The 18,278-nt window shown below is 71.7% G+C and carries 19 protein-coding genes; 5 read left to right on the top strand and 14 right to left on the bottom strand.

From position 1 onward, the window contains the following. The 13 genes from Q0994_RS28310 to Q0994_RS28255 all read right to left on the bottom strand — a co-directional run bounded on the left by Q0994_RS28310 (position 1) and on the right by Q0994_RS28255 (position 12,898). Positions 1–924 carry an ABC transporter permease gene (locus tag Q0994_RS28310; protein ID WP_299540068.1) on the bottom strand — a complete coding sequence of 308 codons (924 nt, stop codon included), beginning with the start codon at positions 922–924 and terminating at the stop codon, positions 1–3. Further along, on the bottom strand, positions 911–1,702 hold the full coding sequence (locus Q0994_RS28305) for an ABC transporter ATP-binding protein (protein WP_299540065.1): 792 nt from the start codon (positions 1,700–1,702) through the stop codon (positions 911–913). The genes Q0994_RS28310 and Q0994_RS28305 overlap by 14 nt, the downstream gene beginning before the upstream one ends. A gap of 39 nt (positions 1,703–1,741) precedes the next feature. Next, complete coding sequence (locus tag Q0994_RS28300; protein ID WP_299540063.1) at positions 1,742–2,857, bottom strand: aliphatic sulfonate ABC transporter substrate-binding protein; 1,116 nt, start codon at positions 2,855–2,857, stop codon at positions 1,742–1,744. A 232-nt stretch (positions 2,858–3,089) separates the two neighbouring features. After that, positions 3,090–4,445: a sulfate adenylyltransferase subunit 1 gene (locus Q0994_RS28295; protein ID WP_299540060.1), complete on the bottom strand. Its 1,356-nt coding sequence runs from the start codon at positions 4,443–4,445 to the stop codon at positions 3,090–3,092. 2 nt (positions 4,446–4,447) lie between these two features. Beyond that, a complete protein-coding gene (gene cysD, locus Q0994_RS28290; protein ID WP_299540058.1) occupies positions 4,448–5,383 on the bottom strand; it encodes a sulfate adenylyltransferase subunit CysD in 936 nt (311 codons plus the stop codon). Next, complete coding sequence (cysC, locus tag Q0994_RS28285) at positions 5,380–5,925, bottom strand: adenylyl-sulfate kinase (RefSeq protein ID WP_299540252.1); 546 nt, start codon at positions 5,923–5,925, stop codon at positions 5,380–5,382. Before cysC ends, cysD begins: the two co-directional genes overlap by 4 nt. A 23-nt stretch (positions 5,926–5,948) precedes the next feature. Continuing rightward, on the bottom strand, positions 5,949–6,665 hold the full coding sequence (locus Q0994_RS28280; protein ID WP_299540056.1) for a phosphoadenylyl-sulfate reductase: 717 nt from the start codon (positions 6,663–6,665) through the stop codon (positions 5,949–5,951). After that, entirely contained in the window at positions 6,662–6,841 is a 180-nt protein-coding gene (locus tag Q0994_RS28275; RefSeq protein ID WP_299540054.1) for a hypothetical protein, read from the bottom strand. The genes Q0994_RS28280 and Q0994_RS28275 overlap by 4 nt, the downstream gene beginning before the upstream one ends. Next, a complete protein-coding gene (locus Q0994_RS28270) occupies positions 6,838–8,535 on the bottom strand; it encodes a nitrite/sulfite reductase (protein WP_299540051.1) in 1,698 nt (565 codons plus the stop codon). The genes Q0994_RS28275 and Q0994_RS28270 overlap by 4 nt, the downstream gene beginning before the upstream one ends. Positions 8,536–8,654: 119 nt before the next feature. After that, the gene (locus Q0994_RS34205) at positions 8,655–8,738 is read right to left on the bottom strand and encodes a putative leader peptide (RefSeq protein WP_363325583.1); all 84 of its coding nucleotides are present in this window, start codon (positions 8,736–8,738) and stop codon (positions 8,655–8,657) included. 250 nt (positions 8,739–8,988) lie between these two features. Continuing rightward, positions 8,989–9,588, bottom strand: coding sequence for a GNAT family N-acetyltransferase (locus Q0994_RS28265; RefSeq protein ID WP_299540047.1), 600 nt, complete (start codon positions 9,586–9,588; stop codon positions 8,989–8,991). A 78-nt stretch (positions 9,589–9,666) separates the two neighbouring features. After that, positions 9,667–10,920 carry a helix-turn-helix domain-containing protein gene (locus Q0994_RS28260; RefSeq protein ID WP_299540250.1) on the bottom strand — a complete coding sequence of 418 codons (1,254 nt, stop codon included), beginning with the start codon at positions 10,918–10,920 and terminating at the stop codon, positions 9,667–9,669. A 340-nt stretch (positions 10,921–11,260) separates the two neighbouring features. Next, complete coding sequence (locus Q0994_RS28255; RefSeq protein WP_299540045.1) at positions 11,261–12,898, bottom strand: acyl-CoA dehydrogenase family protein; 1,638 nt, start codon at positions 12,896–12,898, stop codon at positions 11,261–11,263. Between the two features lie 17 nt (positions 12,899–12,915). On the opposite strand from Q0994_RS28255, the gene Q0994_RS28250 reads away from it, so the two are divergent. Then, positions 12,916–14,220: a YihY/virulence factor BrkB family protein gene (locus Q0994_RS28250; RefSeq protein WP_299540042.1), complete on the top strand. Its 1,305-nt coding sequence runs from the start codon at positions 12,916–12,918 to the stop codon at positions 14,218–14,220. Between the two features lie 337 nt (positions 14,221–14,557). Here the strand turns inward: Q0994_RS28250 and Q0994_RS28245 are convergent, their stop codons facing one another. Continuing rightward, the gene (locus tag Q0994_RS28245; RefSeq protein ID WP_299540039.1) at positions 14,558–15,250 is read right to left on the bottom strand and encodes a chaplin; all 693 of its coding nucleotides are present in this window, start codon (positions 15,248–15,250) and stop codon (positions 14,558–14,560) included. A gap of 661 nt (positions 15,251–15,911) precedes the next feature. Between Q0994_RS28245 and Q0994_RS28240 the strand changes: the two genes are divergently transcribed. From Q0994_RS28240 to Q0994_RS28225, 4 genes are all read left to right on the top strand, one after another. Next, positions 15,912–16,313 (top strand): rodlin, encoded by a 402-nt coding sequence (locus Q0994_RS28240; RefSeq protein WP_299540036.1) that lies wholly within the window; start codon positions 15,912–15,914, stop codon positions 16,311–16,313. A 290-nt stretch (positions 16,314–16,603) separates the two neighbouring features. Next, positions 16,604–16,837 carry a chaplin gene (locus tag Q0994_RS28235; RefSeq protein WP_299540034.1) on the top strand — a complete coding sequence of 78 codons (234 nt, stop codon included), beginning with the start codon at positions 16,604–16,606 and terminating at the stop codon, positions 16,835–16,837. Positions 16,838–17,089: 252 nt separating this feature from the next. Next, positions 17,090–17,407 carry a hypothetical protein gene (locus Q0994_RS28230; RefSeq protein ID WP_299540032.1) on the top strand — a complete coding sequence of 106 codons (318 nt, stop codon included), beginning with the start codon at positions 17,090–17,092 and terminating at the stop codon, positions 17,405–17,407. Positions 17,408–17,632: 225 nt separating this feature from the next. Next, entirely contained in the window at positions 17,633–18,043 is a 411-nt protein-coding gene (locus Q0994_RS28225; protein ID WP_299540030.1) for a rodlin, read from the top strand. Positions 18,044–18,278 lie beyond the last annotated feature (235 nt).

Genomic DNA, 18,278 nt, shown 5'->3' with positions numbered 1-18,278 from the left:
TCAGCTCTTGACGAGAAGACCTCGGCTGCGCAGCACCCACCGCTCCAGCGGACTGAAGATGAGCAGGTCGATCGCGATGCCGACGAACAGGATGAGCAGGATGGACAGGAAGATGCCGGGCATGTCGAAGTTGTTGCGCCCGTTCTCCAGCAACTGGCCGAGCCCCAGCCCCAGATCGGGGGAGGAGGCGATGATCTCCGCGGCCATCAGCGACCGCCAGGAGAACGCCCAGCCCTGCTTCAGCCCCGCCAGGTAGCCGGGCAGGGCGGCCGGCAGCACGATGTGCCAGGTGCCGCGCAGCCCGGTGGCGCCCAGCGTGCGGCCCGCGCGCAGGAACAGCGGCGGCACCTGGTCGACGCCGGAGACCAGCCCGTTGGCGATCGACGGGACCGCGCCGAGCAGGATGACGGCGTACATCATCTGGTCGTTGAGGCCGAGCCAGATGACGGCGGGAGCCACCCACGCCACCGAGGGCAGCGACTGGAGCCCGGACAGGATCGGGCCGATCCCGGCGCGCACCAGCTTCACCCGGGCCACCAGCAGACCGAGCGGGGTGCCGATGGCCACTGCCATCAGGAAGCCGAACAGGCCGCGCGAGACGCTGGTCCAGACGACCTCCAGCAGCGTGCCGGCCAGCCACATGTCGGTCAGGCTGTCCCACACCGCGGACGGCGGCGGCAGCTTGTAGTCCTCGGTGACCTTCGCCTCGACCAGCAGTTGCCAGACCAGGACGACCAGGACGACCGCCACCACGGGCGGCACGACCTTGCCGAGCAGGACCTCGCGGACCGGGGTCCGGCGCACCTGGACGGCGTCCAGGGCGTCGAGTCCGGCTTCCAGCCCCGCGAGGTCGTCGGCGGGCGTCTTGGCGGGCGGGGGCCCGTCCGCCCTGTCCTCGGCGGACTTGATGTCAGTGCTGGCCATGACGGCGGATCTCCCCACGCAGTTGTTCGGTGATCTCGACGGACAGCTCCGCGACCGCGGTGTCCTCGATGCGGCGCGGCTGCTCGATGTCCACCGTCCACTCGTGGGCGATCCGCCCCGGCCGGGACGACAGCAGCACCACCCGCTGGGCGAGCCGGACCGCCTCCCGGACGTTGTGGGTGACGAAGAGGACCGAGGCGTTGGTCTCCCGCCAGATCCGGGTCAGTTCGTCGTGCAGCACGTCACGGGTGATGGCGTCGAGCGCGGCGAACGGCTCGTCCATCAGCAGCAGCCGGCTGTCCTGGGCCAGCGCACGGGCCAGCGCCACCCGCTGCCGCATGCCGCCGGAGAGTTCGTGCACCCGCTTGCCGTACGCACCGGCGAGGCGCACGAGTTCCAGCAGGCGCTCCGCCTCCGGCCTGCGGTCGGCCTTCGGCACCCCGCGCAGCCGCAGGGCGAGCTCGATGTTCTTGCCCGCGGTCAGCCACGGGAACAGCGCGTGCTCCTGGAACATCAGGGCCGGCCGCCCGCCGGGGGTCTCGATGGACCCCGCGGACGGACGGTCGAGCCCCGCCACCAGGTTGAGGAGCGTGGACTTTCCGCACCCGGAGGCTCCCAGGAGGGTGACGAACTCGCCGGGCGCGACATCGAGGGTGATGTCGTCCAGCACCAGTTGCGTGCCGGCGGGCCCGGCGAAGGACTTCGAGACGTTCGTGATGCGTGCGGTGTGCTCGACCGCCGCGCGGTCCTCGGCCTTGGTGAGGGTACTGATCGCCATGGTCGTCACCTCCTGGGAATCTCGTCGGGAGCGGTCGGGTTACTTGACGCCGAGTCCGGCGTTGTCGACCTCGGGCTCGCCCTCGGCCTTGAGGACCTTGTTCAGCGGCTTCAGGTCGTAGATGCCCTGGAGGTTCGGCTCCTCCAGCAGACCGGCCTTCACCGCGTGCTCCGCCTGCGAGTTGAGCGTCGCGGCCAGCGGGTCGTTGGTGATCTGGATCGACTTCCAGGCCGGGTCGATGATCTCCGGGGCCAGCGCCTTGCCGCTGAGGGTCTCCAGCGCCTTGTTGGCGGACGCCTTGGCCTCGTCCGGGTTGGCGTTGATCCACTTGTTGGTCTTCACCGAACCGCGCAGCACCGCCTCGACCACGTCGGGGTGCTCGGTGAGGAACTTCTGCGACACGATGATGTTGGTGATGACGAACTGCTTGTCCGGCCAGAGCGTCGACTCGTCGAGAAGCACCTTCGCGCCCTCGGCGACGAGCTTGGACGCGGTGGGCTCGGGCACCCAGGCGCCGTCCAGCGAACCGGCCTTGTAGGCGTCCGGCGTCACCTTGTTGTCCGAACGGACCACGGAGACGTCGCCCTTGCCGCTCTGCGCGTCGACCTTCCAGCCCTGCTCGGAGATCCAGTTCAGGAACGCGACGTCCTGGGTGTTGCCGAGCTGCGGGGTGGCGATCTTCTTGCCCTTGAGGTCCGCGATCTTCTTGATCTTGTCCGGGTTGACGACGAGCTTCACGCCGCCGGAGGCCGAACCGCCGATGATCCGCAGGCCCTTGCCCTGGGACTTGGTGTAGCCGTTGATGGACGGCGAGGGGCCGATGAAACCGATGTCGATCGAGCCCGCGTTCAGCGCCTCGATCTCGGAGGGACCGGCGTTGAAGGTGGAGGACTGCACCTTGGTGCCGCCCAGCTCCTTCTGGAAGGTGCCCTCCTGGATGCCGACCAGGGCGGTGGCGTGCGTGAGGTTCGGGAAGTACCCGATCTTCACGGTGTCGGCGGAGAGCTTCGCGCCGCCGGCGCTCGCATCGGCCTTGGGGGCGGCGTCGTCCTTGGAGTCGGAGCCGTAACCGCAGGCGGTGAGCGCCACGGCGAGCAGCGGCAGGGCGGCGGCAGCGACCAGGCTGCGGCGCACGGTGGTACGGATGGCAGGCACGGGAGGTTTTCCCCTCGTTGGCCCGGTGACACGTCCCCGCGATCAGGGGGAGGCGGCCGGGAAGTCGGCAGGTCTTCGTCGGTACGGGCGGTGCTGGTGGTACGGCAGGGCGCGCAAGCGGTGCGCGTACGTCATCACGCACATCGCGCCACCCCGCCCTGGCCGCTGCCGAGGGCGCCGCTGCCGACGCGGCCGCCCTCCTTCGCGAACCCGGAGAAGAAGTCGGTCGTCATCAGAAGTCCCATTCCCCGTCGTCCGCCGCCGACCCGCTCCCTGCGGACTCGGCGAACGAGTGGCCGGCCATGCCGGCCGTCAGCGTGGTGCCGTCCGCCGGGTCGATCAGCAGGAACGATCCGGTGCGCCGCGAGTCCGCGTAGGCGTCCAGCGCCAGCGGCTCGGCGGTGCGGACCACGACCCGGCCGATGTCGTTGGCCACCAGCTTTCCGGGCGCGGGGTGCTGCGAGAGGTCGTCGAGCGTGAGCCGCGACGGGATGTCCTTGACGATCGCCTTGACCGTGCGGGTGGTGTGCTTGATCAGCACCCGCTGCCCCACGGACAGCGGCTGGTCGGCCACGTGGCAGACGGTCGCCTCGATGTCCTGGGTGCTGGCCGGCAGATCGCCGCTGGGGGCGATCAGGTCGCCGCGCGAGACGTCCACGTCGTCGGCGAGCCGCACGGTGACGGACTGCGGGGCCCACGCCTCCTTCACGCTCACGCCGAGCGCGTCGATGGCGGCGACGGTGGAGGTGCGTCCCGAGGGGAGCACGGTGACCGGCTCGCCGACGCGCAGCACGCCCGAGGCGATCTGACCGGCGTAACCCCGGTAGTCGGGGTGCTCGGCGGTCTGCGGGCGGATGACGTACTGCACCGGGAAGCGCGCCGGGCAGGCGGTCAGGTCGTGACTGGCCGGCACGGTCTCCAGGTGCTCCAGCACGGTCGGGCCGCCGTACCAGTCCATGTGGGCGGACGGTTCCACCACGTTGTCCCCGGCCAGCGCCGAGATCGGGATCGCGGTGATGTCCGGGACGCCCAGCGAGGCCGCGTACGCGGTGAACTCCTCGGCTATCGCGGCGAACACCGGCTCCGCGTAATCCACCAGGTCCATCTTGTTGACGGCGAGGACGACGTGGGGGACGCGCAGGAGGGCGGCGACCGCGGCGTGGCGGCGGGTCTGCTCGACGACGCCGTTGCGGGCGTCGACGAGGACGACGGCGAGGTCGGCGGTGGAGGCGCCGGTGACCATGTTGCGGGTGTACTGCACGTGTCCCGGGGTGTCGGCGAGGATGAACCGGCGCCGCGGGGTGGCGAAGTAGCGGTAGGCGACGTCGATGGTGATGCCCTGCTCGCGTTCGGCGCGCAGGCCGTCGGTGAGGAGGGCGAGGTCGGGGGTGTCCTGGCCCCTGTTGCGGGAGGCGTGTTCGACGGCTTCGAGCTGGTCGGTGAGGACCGACTTCGAGTCGTGCAGGAGGCGGCCGACGAGGGTGGACTTGCCGTCGTCGACGGAGCCGGCGGTGGCGAAGCGGAGCAGGGTGGTCTCGGCGAGCGGTCCTGCCGGACCGGGGGCGGGGGTGGTTCGGGTGGTGGTCATGGTTAGAAGTACCCCTCGCGCTTGCGGTCTTCCATCGCGGCCTCGGACATCTTGTCGTCGGCGCGGGTGGCGCCCCGTTCGGTGAGGCGGGAGGCGGCGATCTCGGTGATGACGTCGTCGAGGGTGATGGCGTCGGAGTCGACGGCGCCGGTGCAGGACATGTCGCCGACGGTGCGGTAGCGCACGAGGCGGGTCTCGACGGTCTCGGTGTCCTTGGGGCCGCCCCAGTCGCCGGCGGTGAGCCACATGCCGTGGCGGTTGAAGACCTCGCGGTGGTGGGCGAAGTAGATGCCGGGGAGTTCGATGTCCTCGCGGGCGATGTACTGCCAGACGTCGAGTTCGGTCCAGTTGGAGAGGGGGAAGACGCGGACGTGCTCGCCGGGGGCGTGGCGTCCGTTGTAGAGCTGCCAGAGTTCGGGGCGCTGGCGGCGGGGGTCCCACTGGGAGAACTCGTCGCGCAGGGAGAAGACGCGTTCCTTGGCGCGGGCCTTCTCCTCGTCGCGGCGTCCGCCGCCGAAGACGGCGTCGAAGCGGTGCTGCTGGATCGCCTCGGTGAGCGGGACCGTCTGGAGGGGGTTGCGCGTACCGTCGGGGCGCTCGCGCAGGGTGCCGTTGTCGATGTACTCCTGGACGGAGGCGACGTGCAGACGCAGCCCGTGCTTCTCGACGGTGCGGTCGCGGTAGTCGAGGACCTCGGGGAAGTTGTGGCCGGTGTCGACGTGCAGCAGGGTGAAGGGCACCGGGGCCGGCGCGAACGCCTTCAGCGCCAGGTGCAGCATCACGATGGAGTCCTTGCCGCCGGAGAAGAGGATCACCGGCCGTTCGAACTCCCCCGCCACCTCGCGGAAGATGTGCACCGCCTCCGACTCCAGCGAGTCGAGGTGGCTGAGCGCGTACGGGTGGACGGTGCCTCCCGGCACGGTGGCGACGGTCGTCACGCCAGACCCCTTTCGGTGAGCAGCGCGTGCAGCGCCGCCGCGGACTCCTGCACGGTCTGCCGGTGCGACTCGATCCTCAGATCGGGCGCCCCGGGTGCTTCGTACGGGTCGTCGACCCCGGTGAGGCCGCTGATCTCGCCCGCCGCCTGCTTGGCGTACAGGCCCTTCACGTCGCGCTCCGAGCACACCTCCACCGGAGTGGCCACATGCACTTCGAGGTACGGGGTGCCCTCGGACGTGTGACGCCCCCGGACGGCGTCCCGGCTGTCGGCGTAGGGGGCGATCACCGGCACCAGCGCCTTCACGCCGTTGGCCGCGAGCAGTTCGGCGACGAAGCCGATCCGCTGGACGTTGGTGTGCCGGTCCTCGCGCGAGAAGCCGAGACCGGCGGAGAGGAACTCGCGGATCTCGTCGCCGTCGAGCACTTCCACCCGATGGCCCTCGCCGCGCAGACGGTCGGCCAGTTCGTACGCGATCGTGGTCTTGCCCGCGCTCGGCAGACCGGTGAGCCAGACGGTGGCTCCCGTCTCCGTCACGCCCATCGATATCTCCTGATCAGTCGTCATCAGCCGTGCAGCCCGCATTCGGTCTTGCCGCGTCCGGCCCAGCGGCCGGCCCGTGCGTCCTCGCCCTCCAGCACCCGGCGGGTGCAGGGCGCGCAGCCGACGGAGGCGTAACCGTCCATCAGCAGCGGGTTGGTGAGCACCCCGTGCTCGGCGACGTAGGCGTCCACGTCGTCCTGCGTCCAGCGGGCGATGGGGGAGACCTTCACCTTGCGGCGCTTCTCGTCCCAGCCGACCACCGGGGTGCCGGCCCGGGTCGGCGACTCGTCCCGGCGCAGCCCGGTCGCCCACGCGGTGTAGCGGGTCAGCCCGTCCTCCAGGGGCTTGACCTTGCGCAGCGCGCAGCACAGGTCGGGGTTCCGGTCGTGCAGCCGCGGTCCGTACTCGGCGTCCTGCTCCGCGACGCTCTGACGGGGCGTCAGGGTGATGACGTTCACGTCCATCACGGCGTCCACCGCGTCCCGCGTCCCGATCGTCTCGGGGAAGTGGTAGCCGGTGTCGAGGAAGACCACGTCCACCCCCGGGCGGACCCGGGAGGCGAGGTGGGCGACGACCGCGTCCTCCATGGAGGAGGTGACGCAGAACCGGTCGCCGAAGGTGTCCGACGCCCAGGCGAGGATGTCGAGAGCCGCGGCGTCCTCCAGTTCCCGGCCCGCCCGCTCGGCCAGCTCCCGCAGTCCGGTCCCGTTCCGTTCGCCGGCCTGCAGAGTCTCGGTCATGTCCCGTCCCCTTCACCGTCGTTGCGCGTGAGTCCCCGGGTCAGCAGACCGAGGAACTTGAGCTGGAACGCGCGGTTGCACGAGGCGCATTCCCAGGCGCCGTGCCCGGTCTCGTGCGGCCGCAGGTCCTCGTCCCCGCAGTACGGGCAGTAGAACGGCGCGGCGCGTTCGCTCATGACAGCGACTCCGGGGTGGCGCGGGCGGCCCAGGTGGCGAAGCGCTCGTCCTGCTCGCGCTCCTCCTGGAAGCGGCCGAGGACGCGCTCGACGTAGTCGGGCAGTTCGGCCGAGGTCACCTTCAGGCCGCGGACCTTGCGGCCGAACCCGGCTTCCAGTCCGAGCGCACCGCCGAGGTGCACCTGGAACCCCTCGACCTGGTTGCCGTCGGCGTCCAGCATCAACTGGCCCTTGAGACCGATGTCCGCGGTCTGGATGCGGGCGCAGGCGTTGGGGCAGCCGTTGATGTTGATGGTGAGCGGCTCGTCGAACTCCGGGAGCCTGCGCTCCAGTTCCTCGATGAGCGACGCGCCGCGCGCCTTCGTCTCGACGATCGCGAGCTTGCAGAACTCGATGCCGGTGCAGGCCATCGTGCCGCGCCGGAACGGCGACGGCCTGACCTGGAAGCCGAGCGACTCCAGGCCGTCGACCAGCGGGTCGACCTGGTCCGCCTCGACGTCCAGGACGAGCATCTTCTGCTCGACGGTGGTGCGCAGCCGGTCGGAGCCGTGCGCGGCGGCGAGGTCGGCGATCTTGGAGAGGGTGGCGCCGTCGACCCGGCCCACCCGGGGGGCGAAGCCGACGTAGAACCTGCCGTCGTTCTGCGGGTGCACCCCGATGTGGTCGCGCCAGCGCGAGGTGGGCTGCGCCGGGCCGGGGCCGTCGAGCAGCGGACGCTTCAGGTACTCGTCCTCCAGTACCTGGCGGAACTTCGCGGGCCCCCAGTCGGCCATCAGGAACTTCAGCCGGGCGCGGGTGCGCAGCCGGCGGTAGCCGTAGTCGCGGAAGATGCCCACCACGCCGGCCCACACGTCCGGCACCTCGTCCAGCGGGACCCAGGCGCCCAGGCGTTCGGCGAACCGGGGGTTGGTGGACAGGCCGCCGCCGACCCAGACGTCGAACCCGGGTCCGTGCTCGGGGTGTTCGACGCCGACGAACGCGATGTCGTTGATCTCGTGCACCACGTCGAGCACCGGCGAGCCGGAGATGGCGGTCTTGAACTTGCGCGGCAGGTTGGAGAATTCGGGGCTGCCGATGTAGCGCTCGTGGATCTCGTCCACGGCGGGCGTGCCGTCGATGATCTCGTCGGCGGCGATGCCGGCCACCGGCGAACCGATGATCACGCGCGGGCAGTCGCCGCAGGCCTCGGTGGTGGAGAGACCGACGGACTCCAGCTTCTCCCAGATCGCCGGAACGTCCTCGATGGCGATCCAGTGCAGCTGGATGTTCTGCCGGTCGGTGATGTCGGCGCTGCCGCGGGCGTACTGCTGCGAGATCTCGCCGATGGCACGGAGCTGGGCGACGGTCAGGCGCCCGCCGTCGATGCGCACGCGCAGCATGAAGAAGCGGTCGTCCAGCTCCTCCGGCTCCAGCACCGCGGTCTTGCCGCCGTCGATGCCGGGCTTGCGCTGGGTGTACAGGCCCCACCAGCGCATCCGGCCCCGGAGGTCGTTCGGGTCGATCGAGTCGAAGCCGCGCTTGGAGTAGATGTTCTCGATGCGGGCGCGCACGTTGAGCGCGTCGTCGTCCTTCTTGAACTGCTCGTTGCCGTTGAGCGGGGTGAAGTGACCCATGGCCCACTGGCCTTCGCCGCGGTGGCGTCCGGCCTTGCGACGGGGCGTGGTGGTCGCAGGCTGATCAGGGGTGGCGGCCATGGGGTACGTCCTTCGGGACTGCGGGAGGGCGGCTCTGAGCGGCGCAGGCGCGCGAGGGCGCGGCACTGCGCGGGTGCGAACAGAGGTAACAGAGAAAGAATGCGGCGGTGCTGGGACTTTCAGCCCGCCGAACAGATGGCGCTGGACATGCGGCCGAGGTCGACGTGACGTCGACTCACCAAGGCGATTCCAGATCCAGACATGACGGAAGCGTGTCACGCGAGTCTCGGAGCAGTCCACACCTATCCATCATCTGGACGAGTTGGTCTCGAAATGTGGGACGACGTGGTGTCGGTCACGCATGATCGTCTCCCAAGGCTCCGCTTCGGTCCGCATTTGTCCCGACGGCCCCCCGCTCGCCCACCTGCGGAGCGACCACGCAGCTCAGCGGCGGTACGGTTGCGCCCCCGCGCCGCCCGTCCGGATGGCGGACCGGCGCGTCCGGCCCCGGTTTCAGGCGCCGTACGCCCCCGGCCACGGGCCGGGGGTCGGCGCGTCCTCCTCCGTCTCGACCCGGGTGTCGAAGAGCCGGAACCCCCGGCGCAGGTAATTGGCCATCGCGTGCTCGCCGTCCTTGGAGCAGGTGTGCAGCCACACCCGCTTCGTCGCCTCCCGGCCCGGCCAGCGCTCCGCCAGGTCCCAGGCCCGCGCCACCCCGTACGACAGCAGATGACCGCCGATCCGCCGCCCCCGGAACGCCGGGACCAGCCCGAAGTACATGATCTCCACGGCCCCGTCGGGCTGCGGGTCCAGCTCCACGTACCCGGCCGGCGTCCCGTTCGCGTACGCCACCCACGTCTCCACACCGGGGCGCTCCAGGATCTCCCGCCACTGCGCGTACGTCAGGGAGAGCCGGTCCGACCACCGCAGGTCGCCGCCGACCGACGCGTACAGGAACCGGCTGAACTCCGGCAGCGGCACCTCCGCGCGGACGATCCGCAGGTCGCCCTCCGGCACGGCGGCGGGCACCAGGTCGTCGGGCGAGGTCTGTTCGAGGGACCAGGTGGTGACTTCGAGGGCGGCGGGGGCGTCGGGGCGCGCGGTGTTGCTCATGGCGGCCAGAAAACCACGTGCCCGCGACCCGCCGCACGCCGGGCTCCGGCGCGGGCGCTCCCGCCCCCTCGACCCGGGTCAGCCCGCCCCCGGACCGCTCCCCGCCACGGACCCCACCGAGGCGCCCCGCACCCGCCCCGCGAGCACCACCGGCGCGGTGGAGTGCGGCAGCAGGTCGTCCGGGTGCTCCGGATGCACCACCTCCACCTCCACCCCCTCCTCGAACCGGTACGGGCGGTGGGCCAGCACCTCCGCGAGGTGCCGGCGCAGCCGGGACACCTCGGCCCGCACCGTCACCGTGCGGGTCGCGTCACCGAAGACGTCCTCCGCCAGCCCCGAGGCCGTCCGCCCCTCGCGGCGCAGCGCCAGCGCGTACAGCAGCTCGGCGTGGCGCGGGGACAGCCGATGCGTCCACGCGCTCAGCCGGCCCGTCACGTGCACCTCGGGCGCACCGGCCCGGCTGAGGTCGAGGACCACCCGGCGCGGCGGACCGTCCGCCGTCCCGTCCGTCACCTGGACCAGCCAGCCGCCCGGCAACGGCTCGAGCCGGCACATGCCGAGCGACGGCAGCCACACCCGCCCCGGCTCCAGCGTCTTCGGCAGCGGCAACCGGTCCACCGGCGGCATCCCCGACACGGCGGCCAGCCAGCCGTGCGTGTCCACGGCCATCGCCCGGCCGCCGATCCGGCACAGGATCGGCGCCGCCACCGCGCGCAGCCGCTCCAGCGTCGCCAGGTGCCTGGTGCGGATCTCGCTCGCCGCCAGCCGCGCCACCGAGTCCACCAGCGCCAGCATCGCCGGGTGGAACGTGGAGGCCGGACCGCTGATGTCGACGATCCCCATCAGCCTGCCGTCGCGCGGGTCCCGCACCGGAGCAGCCGTGCACGTCCAGGTCCGCAGGACGTGCGCCCAGTGCTCGGTGGAGTGGACCTGGATGGGCACCCGGCCCGCCAGCGCCGTGCCGATCCCGTTGGTTCCGGCCGCCGACTCCGTCCAGGCGGCCCCCTCCAGCAGCCGGATGCCGTCGGCCCGCCGCAGCACCGCACGGTCGCCCTGCCGCCACAGCACCCGCCCCTCGGCGTCGCTGACCACCATGATCTGCCGCGAGGTGTCGGCCAGACCCGCCAGCCTCCCGCGCAGCAGCGGCATCACCTCACCGAGCGCGGTGGACCGCCGCCGGTGCTCGATCTCGTCGCTCGCGAGACGCCCCGCGCCCATCGCCCGCGTGGGGTCCAACCCGGCGCTGCGGACCCGCTGCCAGGACGCCCCGATCTCCGCCCGCGGAACCGGCGGCCGCTTCCCGGCGCCCCGCACGGGCCTCCCGGTCCGCAGGGTGGCCCGCGTCGGCACCGGCCGCTGCGGCACGGCCCCCTCTGCTCCGCCTGTCTCGGTCACGGATTCCCCCCAAGAGAAAAGGTGAGCCCTCCCCCGACGACCCCGGCATCCCCATCCTGCCGTCGCGCGGCTCTCCCCGAACCGCACTCCGCACCATGCTTGCAACCCTTTGCAACTCTGGCCAGACGCCACGCCCGGTCGCAGAGTGGGCAGCGCACCGTCCGGAGCGGCCCCCGTGTCCGCCCCGCCGGTGCAGCACGAGCGTGAGGGTGGTGCCGTGTCGGCGCAGCACCACCCTCCGTCGCGCCGCCCGTCCGGCCCCGCCGCTGAGGCTCCGTCAGCCCGCCACCGGACGCGCCCGCTCCACCACCGCGGCCAGGCCGAGCGTGGGCGGCAGCGTCCCGAACGCGTGCCCCCGGTCCCCGCCGAGCCGCGACCCGCAGAACGCGTCCGCCACCTCCGGCGGAGCCCACCGCACCAGCAGGGACCCCTGGACCACCAGCGCCAGCAGCTCGGCGATCCGCCGGGCCCGCCCCTCCGCCGCACCCAGGTCCGCAAGCTCCGTCAGCAGCTCCCGCACCGCCGCGTCCAGCCGGTGGTCGGCGCCCCGGGCCGCGCCCAGCTCCCGCAGCAGCGCGTCCAGCGCCTGCGGCTCGCGGCGCAGCGCCCGCAGCACGTCCAGCGCCTGCACGTTCCCCGACCCCTCCCAGAGCGAGTTGAGGGGCGCCTCCCGCAGCAGCCGGGGCATCCCCGACTCCTCGACGTAACCGTTGCCGCCCAGGCACTCCAGCGCCTCCGCCACCAACGGGGTGCACCGCTTGGTCACCCAGTACTTCGCGGCCGGCAGCACGATCCGCAGGAACGCCCGTTCCGCTTCCGTACCGGCGTCCTGGGCCGCCGCCAGCCGCATCGCCAGCGCCGTCGCCGCCTCCGACTCCACCGCCAGATCGGCCAGCACGTTGCGCATCAGCACCTTGTCGATCAGCGGGCCGCCGGACACCTCCCGGTGGGCGGCGTGGTGCACCGCCTGCGTCACCGCCTGCCGCATCAGCGCCGCCGACCCCACCACGCAGTCCAGCCGGGTCGCCGCGACCATCTCGATGATGGTCCGCACCCCGCGCCCCTCCTCGCCGACCAGCCGGGCCCACGTCCCGTCGAACTCGACTTCGGCCGACGCGTTCGACCGGTTTCCCAGCTTGTCCTTGAGCCGCTGGATCGCGAACACGTTCCGCTCCCCGTCCGCCAGCACCCGGGGCAGCAGGAAGCAGCTCAGCCCGCCCGGCGCCTGCGCCAGCACCAGGAACCCGTCCGACATCGGCGCCGAACAGAACCACTTGTGGCCGGTCAGCGCATACGTCCCCGCCTCGGCGAGCGGCTCGGCCCGGGTGGTGTTGGACCGTACGTCGCTGCCACCCTGCTTCTCCGTCATGCCCATCCCGAACAGGACCCCGGCCTTCTCCGCGGCCGGCCGCAGCCCCTCCTCGTACACGTGCGAGGTGAGCCGCGGCTCCCACTGCGCCGCCAGCTCCGGGTCCGCCCGCAGCGCCGGCACCGCGGCGTGCGTCATCGACAGCGGGCAGCCGTGCCCCGCCTCCGCCTGCGTCCACACCAGGAAGCCCGCCGCCCGGCGCACGTGCCCGCCCGGTCTGCCCCAGGCGTCGGTGAGCCCGGCGGACACCGCGTGCCCGAGCAGCCGGTGCCAGGCCGGAGCGAACTCGACCTCGTCGATGCGGTGCCCGTACCGGTCGTGCGTGCGCAGCTTCGGCGGCTGCTCGTCCGCCTGTCTCCCCCAGGCCTGCGCCTGCGCGGAGCCCGCGGCCCGGCCGAGTTCGCCCAGCTCCCCGCGGGCCCCGTCGAGCACGTCCGGCGGCAGATGCCGCTCCACGGCCTCGGACAGGGCGCGGTCGGCCGCGAAGACGTCGTGGCCCACCAGCGGTGGTACCTGATTGGTCACGGTGTGGGTGGTGGCTGCCATGCCGATACGGTAAGGAGGTGCAGGCAGCAAAAGAAACCAACGAGCGGAAAACGAGCCGGCTCCACCGCGCCCGAGCCCTCTACCGCAACGTCTCCAAGCGGCAGATGGCGTGGCACCTGCTCAAGGACACCGTCAACTCGTGCGTCGAGTACCGCATCCTCGGGCTCGCCGCCGAAGCGGCGTTCTTCACCCTGCTGTCCCTGCCACCGCTCCTCCTGGGCCTGATCGGCCTGCTGGGCTACGTCGACGAGTGGACGTCCACCACCACCGTCGCCTCCATCGAGCGGAACATCCTCGACGCCGCCCGGACCGTGCTCTCCGAACGCGGGGTCAGCGACTTCGCCGTACCGCTGCTGCACGACGTGACCAAGGGCGCGCGTCCCGACGTCATCTCGATCGGCTTCGCCATCGCCCTGTGGTCCGGCTCCCGCGCCGTGAACGTCTTCATCGACACCATCACCGTGATGTACGGACTGGACGGCCACCGCGGCATCGTCAAGACCCGGCTCCTCTCCTTCCTGCTGTACGTCGTCGCCCTGCTCCTCGGAGCCGTGGTGCTGCCGCTGCTGGTGGTCGGCCCCGACCGGGTCGTCGACCTCGTCCCCTGGGGCACCGAGGTCATCGCCGTCCTGTACTGGCCGGCGGTCGTGGTGCTCACCATCGCCTTCCTCACCACGCTCTACCACGTGTCCGTGCCGGTCAGATCGCCCTGGATCGAGGACGTCCCCGGCGCCCTGGTCGCCCTCGCCATGTGGGTCCTCGGCAGCGTGCTGCTGCGGATCTACCTCACCAGCACCGTCGAGGGCCCCACCATCTACGGCTCGCTGGCCGCGCCCATCGCCGTACTGCTGTGGATAGGCGTCTCCGCCTTCGCGGTCCTCGTGGGCGCGGCGGTCAACGCCGCCATCGACCGGGTCTGGCCGTCCCTGGCGACCGCGGAGGCCCGTGAGGCCACCGATCTGGCCCGCGCCGTCCAGGCCGCCGAGTTCGTCGCCCGCACCCGCTCCGTCGTCCGGGAACCGGGCGAGGACGACGATGACGACGAGGGGGACGGTTTCATGCCCTCGGAGTTCCCCGAGCGCTGGTCCCGCTTCCTTCCGCCGGACGACCTCAGGGCCCGCCTGCACGCGGCCTGGGACAAGGAGCACAAGGACCCCCGCGAGCGGGGGTCCAAGGCGCCCGGCGAGCCCAAGGAACTCAAGGAAACGCAGGAGTCCGGAGACCTGGAGGGTCCCCGGAACACCGCCGGCCCGCGGCCCCCCGCGCCCCACGAACGCTCCCACGGCCGCCACGCCAGGAGGCCGGGATCTCCGCCCTCCTGACGGCCCTGCCGCCGGCCCACGCGTCCCGGCGGCCCGGGACACCCTCTGCGGGGGAGGAGCACCGGCGGTCGGGGCGTCGCCGCGGCCGGCTCCGGTGAGGGCGACCGGACGCCGGAGACGCGCTGCGAGCCGGTGCGCGCGTACGGCTGCGAGCAGGGTGCCGGCCGTCGCTGACGGCCGTCGCGCCAGGAGGCCCCTGCCGGACGACGTCCGGCAGGGGCCTCCTGCTTCGTACGAGGGCGGGGCGGGCACGACGTCACGGCCGGCCCGACGTCGGCCGGCCACCTCGTCGGCCGCTGCGTCCACGCCCCGGCACACTTCCGGGTCCGGAGCCGTATCAGCCCTGGTTGCCGCGGGTCCGGCGGACCAGGACCAGACCGCCCAGCATCAGCGCGGCGCTCGCGCCGGCCGCTGCGCCGAGACCGGCGGCGCCGGTCTCAGCCATGCTCGGCGGGGTCGGCTTCCCGGGGACACCGGTCGGCGGCTGCTCCGTGGGCGGTTCCTCGGTGGGGGGCTGCTCGGTGGGCGGCTGCTCCGTGGGGGGCTGCTCGGTCGGCGGCTCTTCGGTGGGGGGCTGCTCGGTGGGCGGCTCCTCCGTCGGGGGCTCTTCGGTGGGGGGCTCCTCGGTGGGTGGCTCCTCCGTCGGGGGCTCCTCGCACGGCGGCTCCTCCGTGGGCGGCTGGCCGGTCGGCGGCTCCTCGTACCCCGGAGGCTCCTCGTAGCCGGGCGGCTCCTCGTAGCCGGGCGGTTCCTCGGTGGGCGGCTTCGCCACCGGCGGACCGCTCACGTTGGCGCAGGAGTTGCCGAAGGCGGGGTTGAGGGCCCCGATGATGTTCACGGTGTTGCCGCAGAGGTTGACCGGCACCTCGACCGGAACCTGGACGGCGTTGCCCGAGGCGACCCCGGGGGACGCGACGGCCGCGCCCTCTGCCGACGAGTCGGCGTGAGCGATCGCGTTCGCGCCGGTGACGGTCAGCAGGCCGGAGGCCGCTGCCATGACGAGCGTGCTTCTCTTCAGGACTTGTCGCATTCCCTGCTCTTCCTCGGAAAAATTCCGTGCGGGCACATGTGCCCCGGAATCGGGTGGGTGTCGTTCCTGCGCCGGGACAAGGGCCCACGGCGTATGCAGGAGCCCCACGTGCGCGCTGGATGTCTCCCTTAACGACCGGGGCGCGACGAAGGGAACTCTCCCGTCGGTGAAAATTCCGTATCCACCCGAACGGGTCAAATGGTCGGCGCCACTGACGAATGGCGCCTGCACGGAAATGGAGAAGCGCTTCTTTCAACCACGTTTTCGGGAGGGTTTGTTGAGGGCTCCACGCAGGGGGTGCGAAAGCAGTGGGATTCCGGTGGAAGCGCTGCGCACCGATGTTCGGTTGCGGGCGCTTCTGTTGGCAGAAACGCATCTTCTTCACGTTTCGGGAACCCCGGACGCCTATCGTGCGCAGGTTCGGCCGCCTTGTTCCGGTGAGCACCCCGCGAGGTTCGGGTGTGTCCTCCGCGCGGCGCGGTTCCTGTCCCGTGGTGCTTTCGCACGCACGTCCCGGTCGAATCCCGTTCGAGAAGAGAGAGATTTCGCGTCCCGTCCGGGAAAGTGCCACGCGTTCGGGTGAAGCGGCGGAACCAAACGAGCCGCCGAGAGTTGATCAGTGCGCTCCGACTCGGGGCCATGTGTACGAGAAGGGTTAATCGTGATCAAGAAGGTTCTGGCTACGGGCGCCGTCGCCGCCTCCGTCCTCGGTCTCGGGGCCACGCAGGCCATGGCGATCGGCAACGACGGCGGCACCACCACCGTCAACGGCAACGGTGCGTCGCAGTCCTTCGGCAACGCCGAGACCGAAGGTGACTGGAGCCCGCAGAGCCAGCTGATCCAGGGTTCGCTGAACAAGCCCTGCATCGGTCTGCCGCTCAAGGCCAACGTCGGGTCGCTCATCGGCCTGGTGCCGATCGCGATCCAGGACGTCAACGTCCTGTCCAACCCGCAGATCCAGCAGTGCACCGAGAACTCCACCCAGGCGAAGGGCGACGAGCCGCTGTCGCACATCCTGGAGGGCATCCCGGTCCTCTCGGGCAACGGCGCCGGCAACAGCTGATCCCGTAGCGGAGCGGCCCTGCCCCACGGCATCCTCCCCGCCGGGCCGGGCCCTCCGCCGCCTTTCGCGTACCGCGCGCCGACGCACGCGTCCGTCGGGCCGCCTTCCGCGGCGCCTCCGGCGGGACTGTGTCATTCGGGCGATTCACAGCGAAATCCCCGTCGGGGAGTTTCGTATTCGCCCGTCCGTCGTTAAGAAAGTCAGGCGCGGAGTTACGAGCAGTCAACAACCGCTCGTGCGGCACGAAAGACGTGACCGCTCCGGACTCCGCCCGCAGAAAGGGACGAAAAGTGAAGTACACCAAGGTTGCCGCTGTCGCCGCCGGAACCCTCATGGCGCTGGGTGCCGCTGCGCCGGCCATGGCCGACGCGGGCGCCGGTGCCGTCGCCGCCGGTTCCCCGGGCGTCATCTCCGGCAACGTCATCCAGGTGCCGGTCCACATCCCGGTCAACGTCTGTGGCAACACCATCAACGTCATCGGCCTGCTGAACCCGGCCTTCGGCAACACCTGCATCAACGACTGACGTCGTACCGGTCGAGCTGACGCTCTTCCCCGGTGGGCCCCGGACCGCTCCTGCGGTCCGGGGCCCGCTCCTGTCCGCGTGCCGAGAACCGAATTCCCGAGCGTCCCGGAGAAATGTTGTGCCGCACAGTTTCCCGGCGGCGACTCGATCGTTGTCCCTTTCGGAAGCGGCAGAGGGCACGGGTAAAGAAGGCCCGTGCGCGGCCCGGAAAGTGGGAGCCGTAAAGCTGCCGCCGCAGAAGGGATCCTGAAAGTGAAGTACGCGAAGACCGCCGCACTGCTCGCCGGTTCCGTGGCTGCTCTCGGAGCGGCGGCCCCCGCCTTCGCCGTCACGGAGACCCCCACGGCTCCGGTCTTCAGCCTCGACACCGGGCTGAACCAGGTCATGGCGAGCGGCCCCCAGGTGGTGGACCCGCTGGTCGAGACCGCGGGCCAGGCCACCGAAGTCGTGGGAGGCGCCGCCGGGCGTCTCCAGGAAGACGGCACCGTGGACAAGGTGGCCGGCCAGGCCACGGGAGCGGTCGAGGACGCCGCGCCCGCCCTCATCGGCGGCCTGCCGCTCGGCCGCTGACGCCGGCCGGACCTCATCCGGCTGCCCTCCTCTTCCCACCGGCCGTCGCGCTCCGACACCCCGCCCGTCGATGCCGTCGCCCCAGCGGCGTACGGAGTCCGGGCGGGACCGGTCGTCCGCGCGGGCTGCCGTCCGGTCGGACGGAACTCACCATTCCCGCCACCGCGAGACGCTCAGGGCGCTCCGGGCAGGCGGGTACGCAGAAAGCACCGAAGGGTAATTCAAATGATCAAGAAGCTCATGGCGTCGGCCGCGGTGGCCGCGTCCGTCGTCGGCGTCTCCGCCGCTGCCGCCCCCGCCGCCATGGCGATCGGGGACGACGCCGGCACCACGACGGTCAACGGCAACGGTGCCTCGCAGGCGTACGGCAACTCCGCCACGCACGGCGACTGGAGCCCGCAGTTCGCCCTCATCCAGGGTTCGCTGAACAAGCCCTGCATCGCCCTGCCGGCCAAGGCCAACGTCGGCTCGCTGCTCGGTCTCGTGCCGATCTCGGTCCAGGACATCAACGTCCTGTCGTCGCCGCAGACCCAGCAGTGCACCGAGAACTCCACCCAGGCCAAGGGCGACGAGGCGCTGTCGCACATCCTCGACAACATCCCGATCCTCTCGGGCAACGGCGCCGCCAACAGCTGACGCCCCGAGGGGCGGGGCCGGGGCTCCTCGTGAGCGCCGCCCGTCCCACCCCCGTACGTCGGACCTCGCGGGGCCCGCACCCTTCCGCACCGCACCCCCTGTCCGGGTGCGCGGCAGGGGCGGGCCCCGCACCGTGTGCGGACGCGGTGCCCTCAGGTCCCGTTATCTTTTTCGCGGTCCTGCAATGGGGCCGCTGGCCTCCGGGCCCGGCATGACTGTTGCCCCCTGTCGATGG

It is taken from the genome of uncultured Streptomyces sp., assembly GCF_947488945.1.
In the GTDB taxonomy this organism is placed as follows: domain Bacteria; phylum Actinomycetota; class Actinomycetes; order Streptomycetales; family Streptomycetaceae; genus Streptomyces.
Note: the sequence above shows the minus strand (reverse complement) of the source record. Positions and strands in the feature narration are given on the sequence as shown.

What these genes read in the sequence shown, in the direction of transcription:
- Q0994_RS28310 (WP_299540068.1), bottom strand. Translation starts at nt 924, where the DNA reads ATGGCCAGCACTGACATCAAGTCCGCCGAGGACAGGGCGGACGGGCCC.
- Q0994_RS28305 (WP_299540065.1), bottom strand. Translation starts at nt 1,702, where the DNA reads ATGGCGATCAGTACCCTCACCAAGGCCGAGGACCGCGCGGCGGTCGAG.
- Q0994_RS28295 (WP_299540060.1), bottom strand. Translation starts at nt 4,445, where the DNA reads ATGACCACCACCCGAACCACCCCCGCCCCCGGTCCGGCAGGACCGCTC.
- cysC (WP_299540252.1), bottom strand. Translation starts at nt 5,925, where the DNA reads ATGGGCGTGACGGAGACGGGAGCCACCGTCTGGCTCACCGGTCTGCCG.
- Q0994_RS28280 (WP_299540056.1), bottom strand. Translation starts at nt 6,665, where the DNA reads ATGACCGAGACTCTGCAGGCCGGCGAACGGAACGGGACCGGACTGCGG.
- Q0994_RS28275 (WP_299540054.1), bottom strand. Translation starts at nt 6,841, where the DNA reads ATGAGCGAACGCGCCGCGCCGTTCTACTGCCCGTACTGCGGGGACGAG.
- Q0994_RS28270 (WP_299540051.1), bottom strand. Translation starts at nt 8,535, where the DNA reads ATGGCCGCCACCCCTGATCAGCCTGCGACCACCACGCCCCGTCGCAAG.
- Q0994_RS34205 (WP_363325583.1), bottom strand. Translation starts at nt 8,738, where the DNA reads ATGTCTGGATCTGGAATCGCCTTGGTGAGTCGACGTCACGTCGACCTC.
- Q0994_RS28265 (WP_299540047.1), bottom strand. Translation starts at nt 9,588, where the DNA reads ATGAGCAACACCGCGCGCCCCGACGCCCCCGCCGCCCTCGAAGTCACC.
- Q0994_RS28255 (WP_299540045.1), bottom strand. Translation starts at nt 12,898, where the DNA reads ATGGCAGCCACCACCCACACCGTGACCAATCAGGTACCACCGCTGGTG.
- Q0994_RS28245 (WP_299540039.1), bottom strand. Translation starts at nt 15,250, where the DNA reads ATGCGACAAGTCCTGAAGAGAAGCACGCTCGTCATGGCAGCGGCCTCC.
- Q0994_RS28225 (WP_299540030.1), top strand. Translation starts at nt 17,633, where the DNA reads ATGATCAAGAAGCTCATGGCGTCGGCCGCGGTGGCCGCGTCCGTCGTC.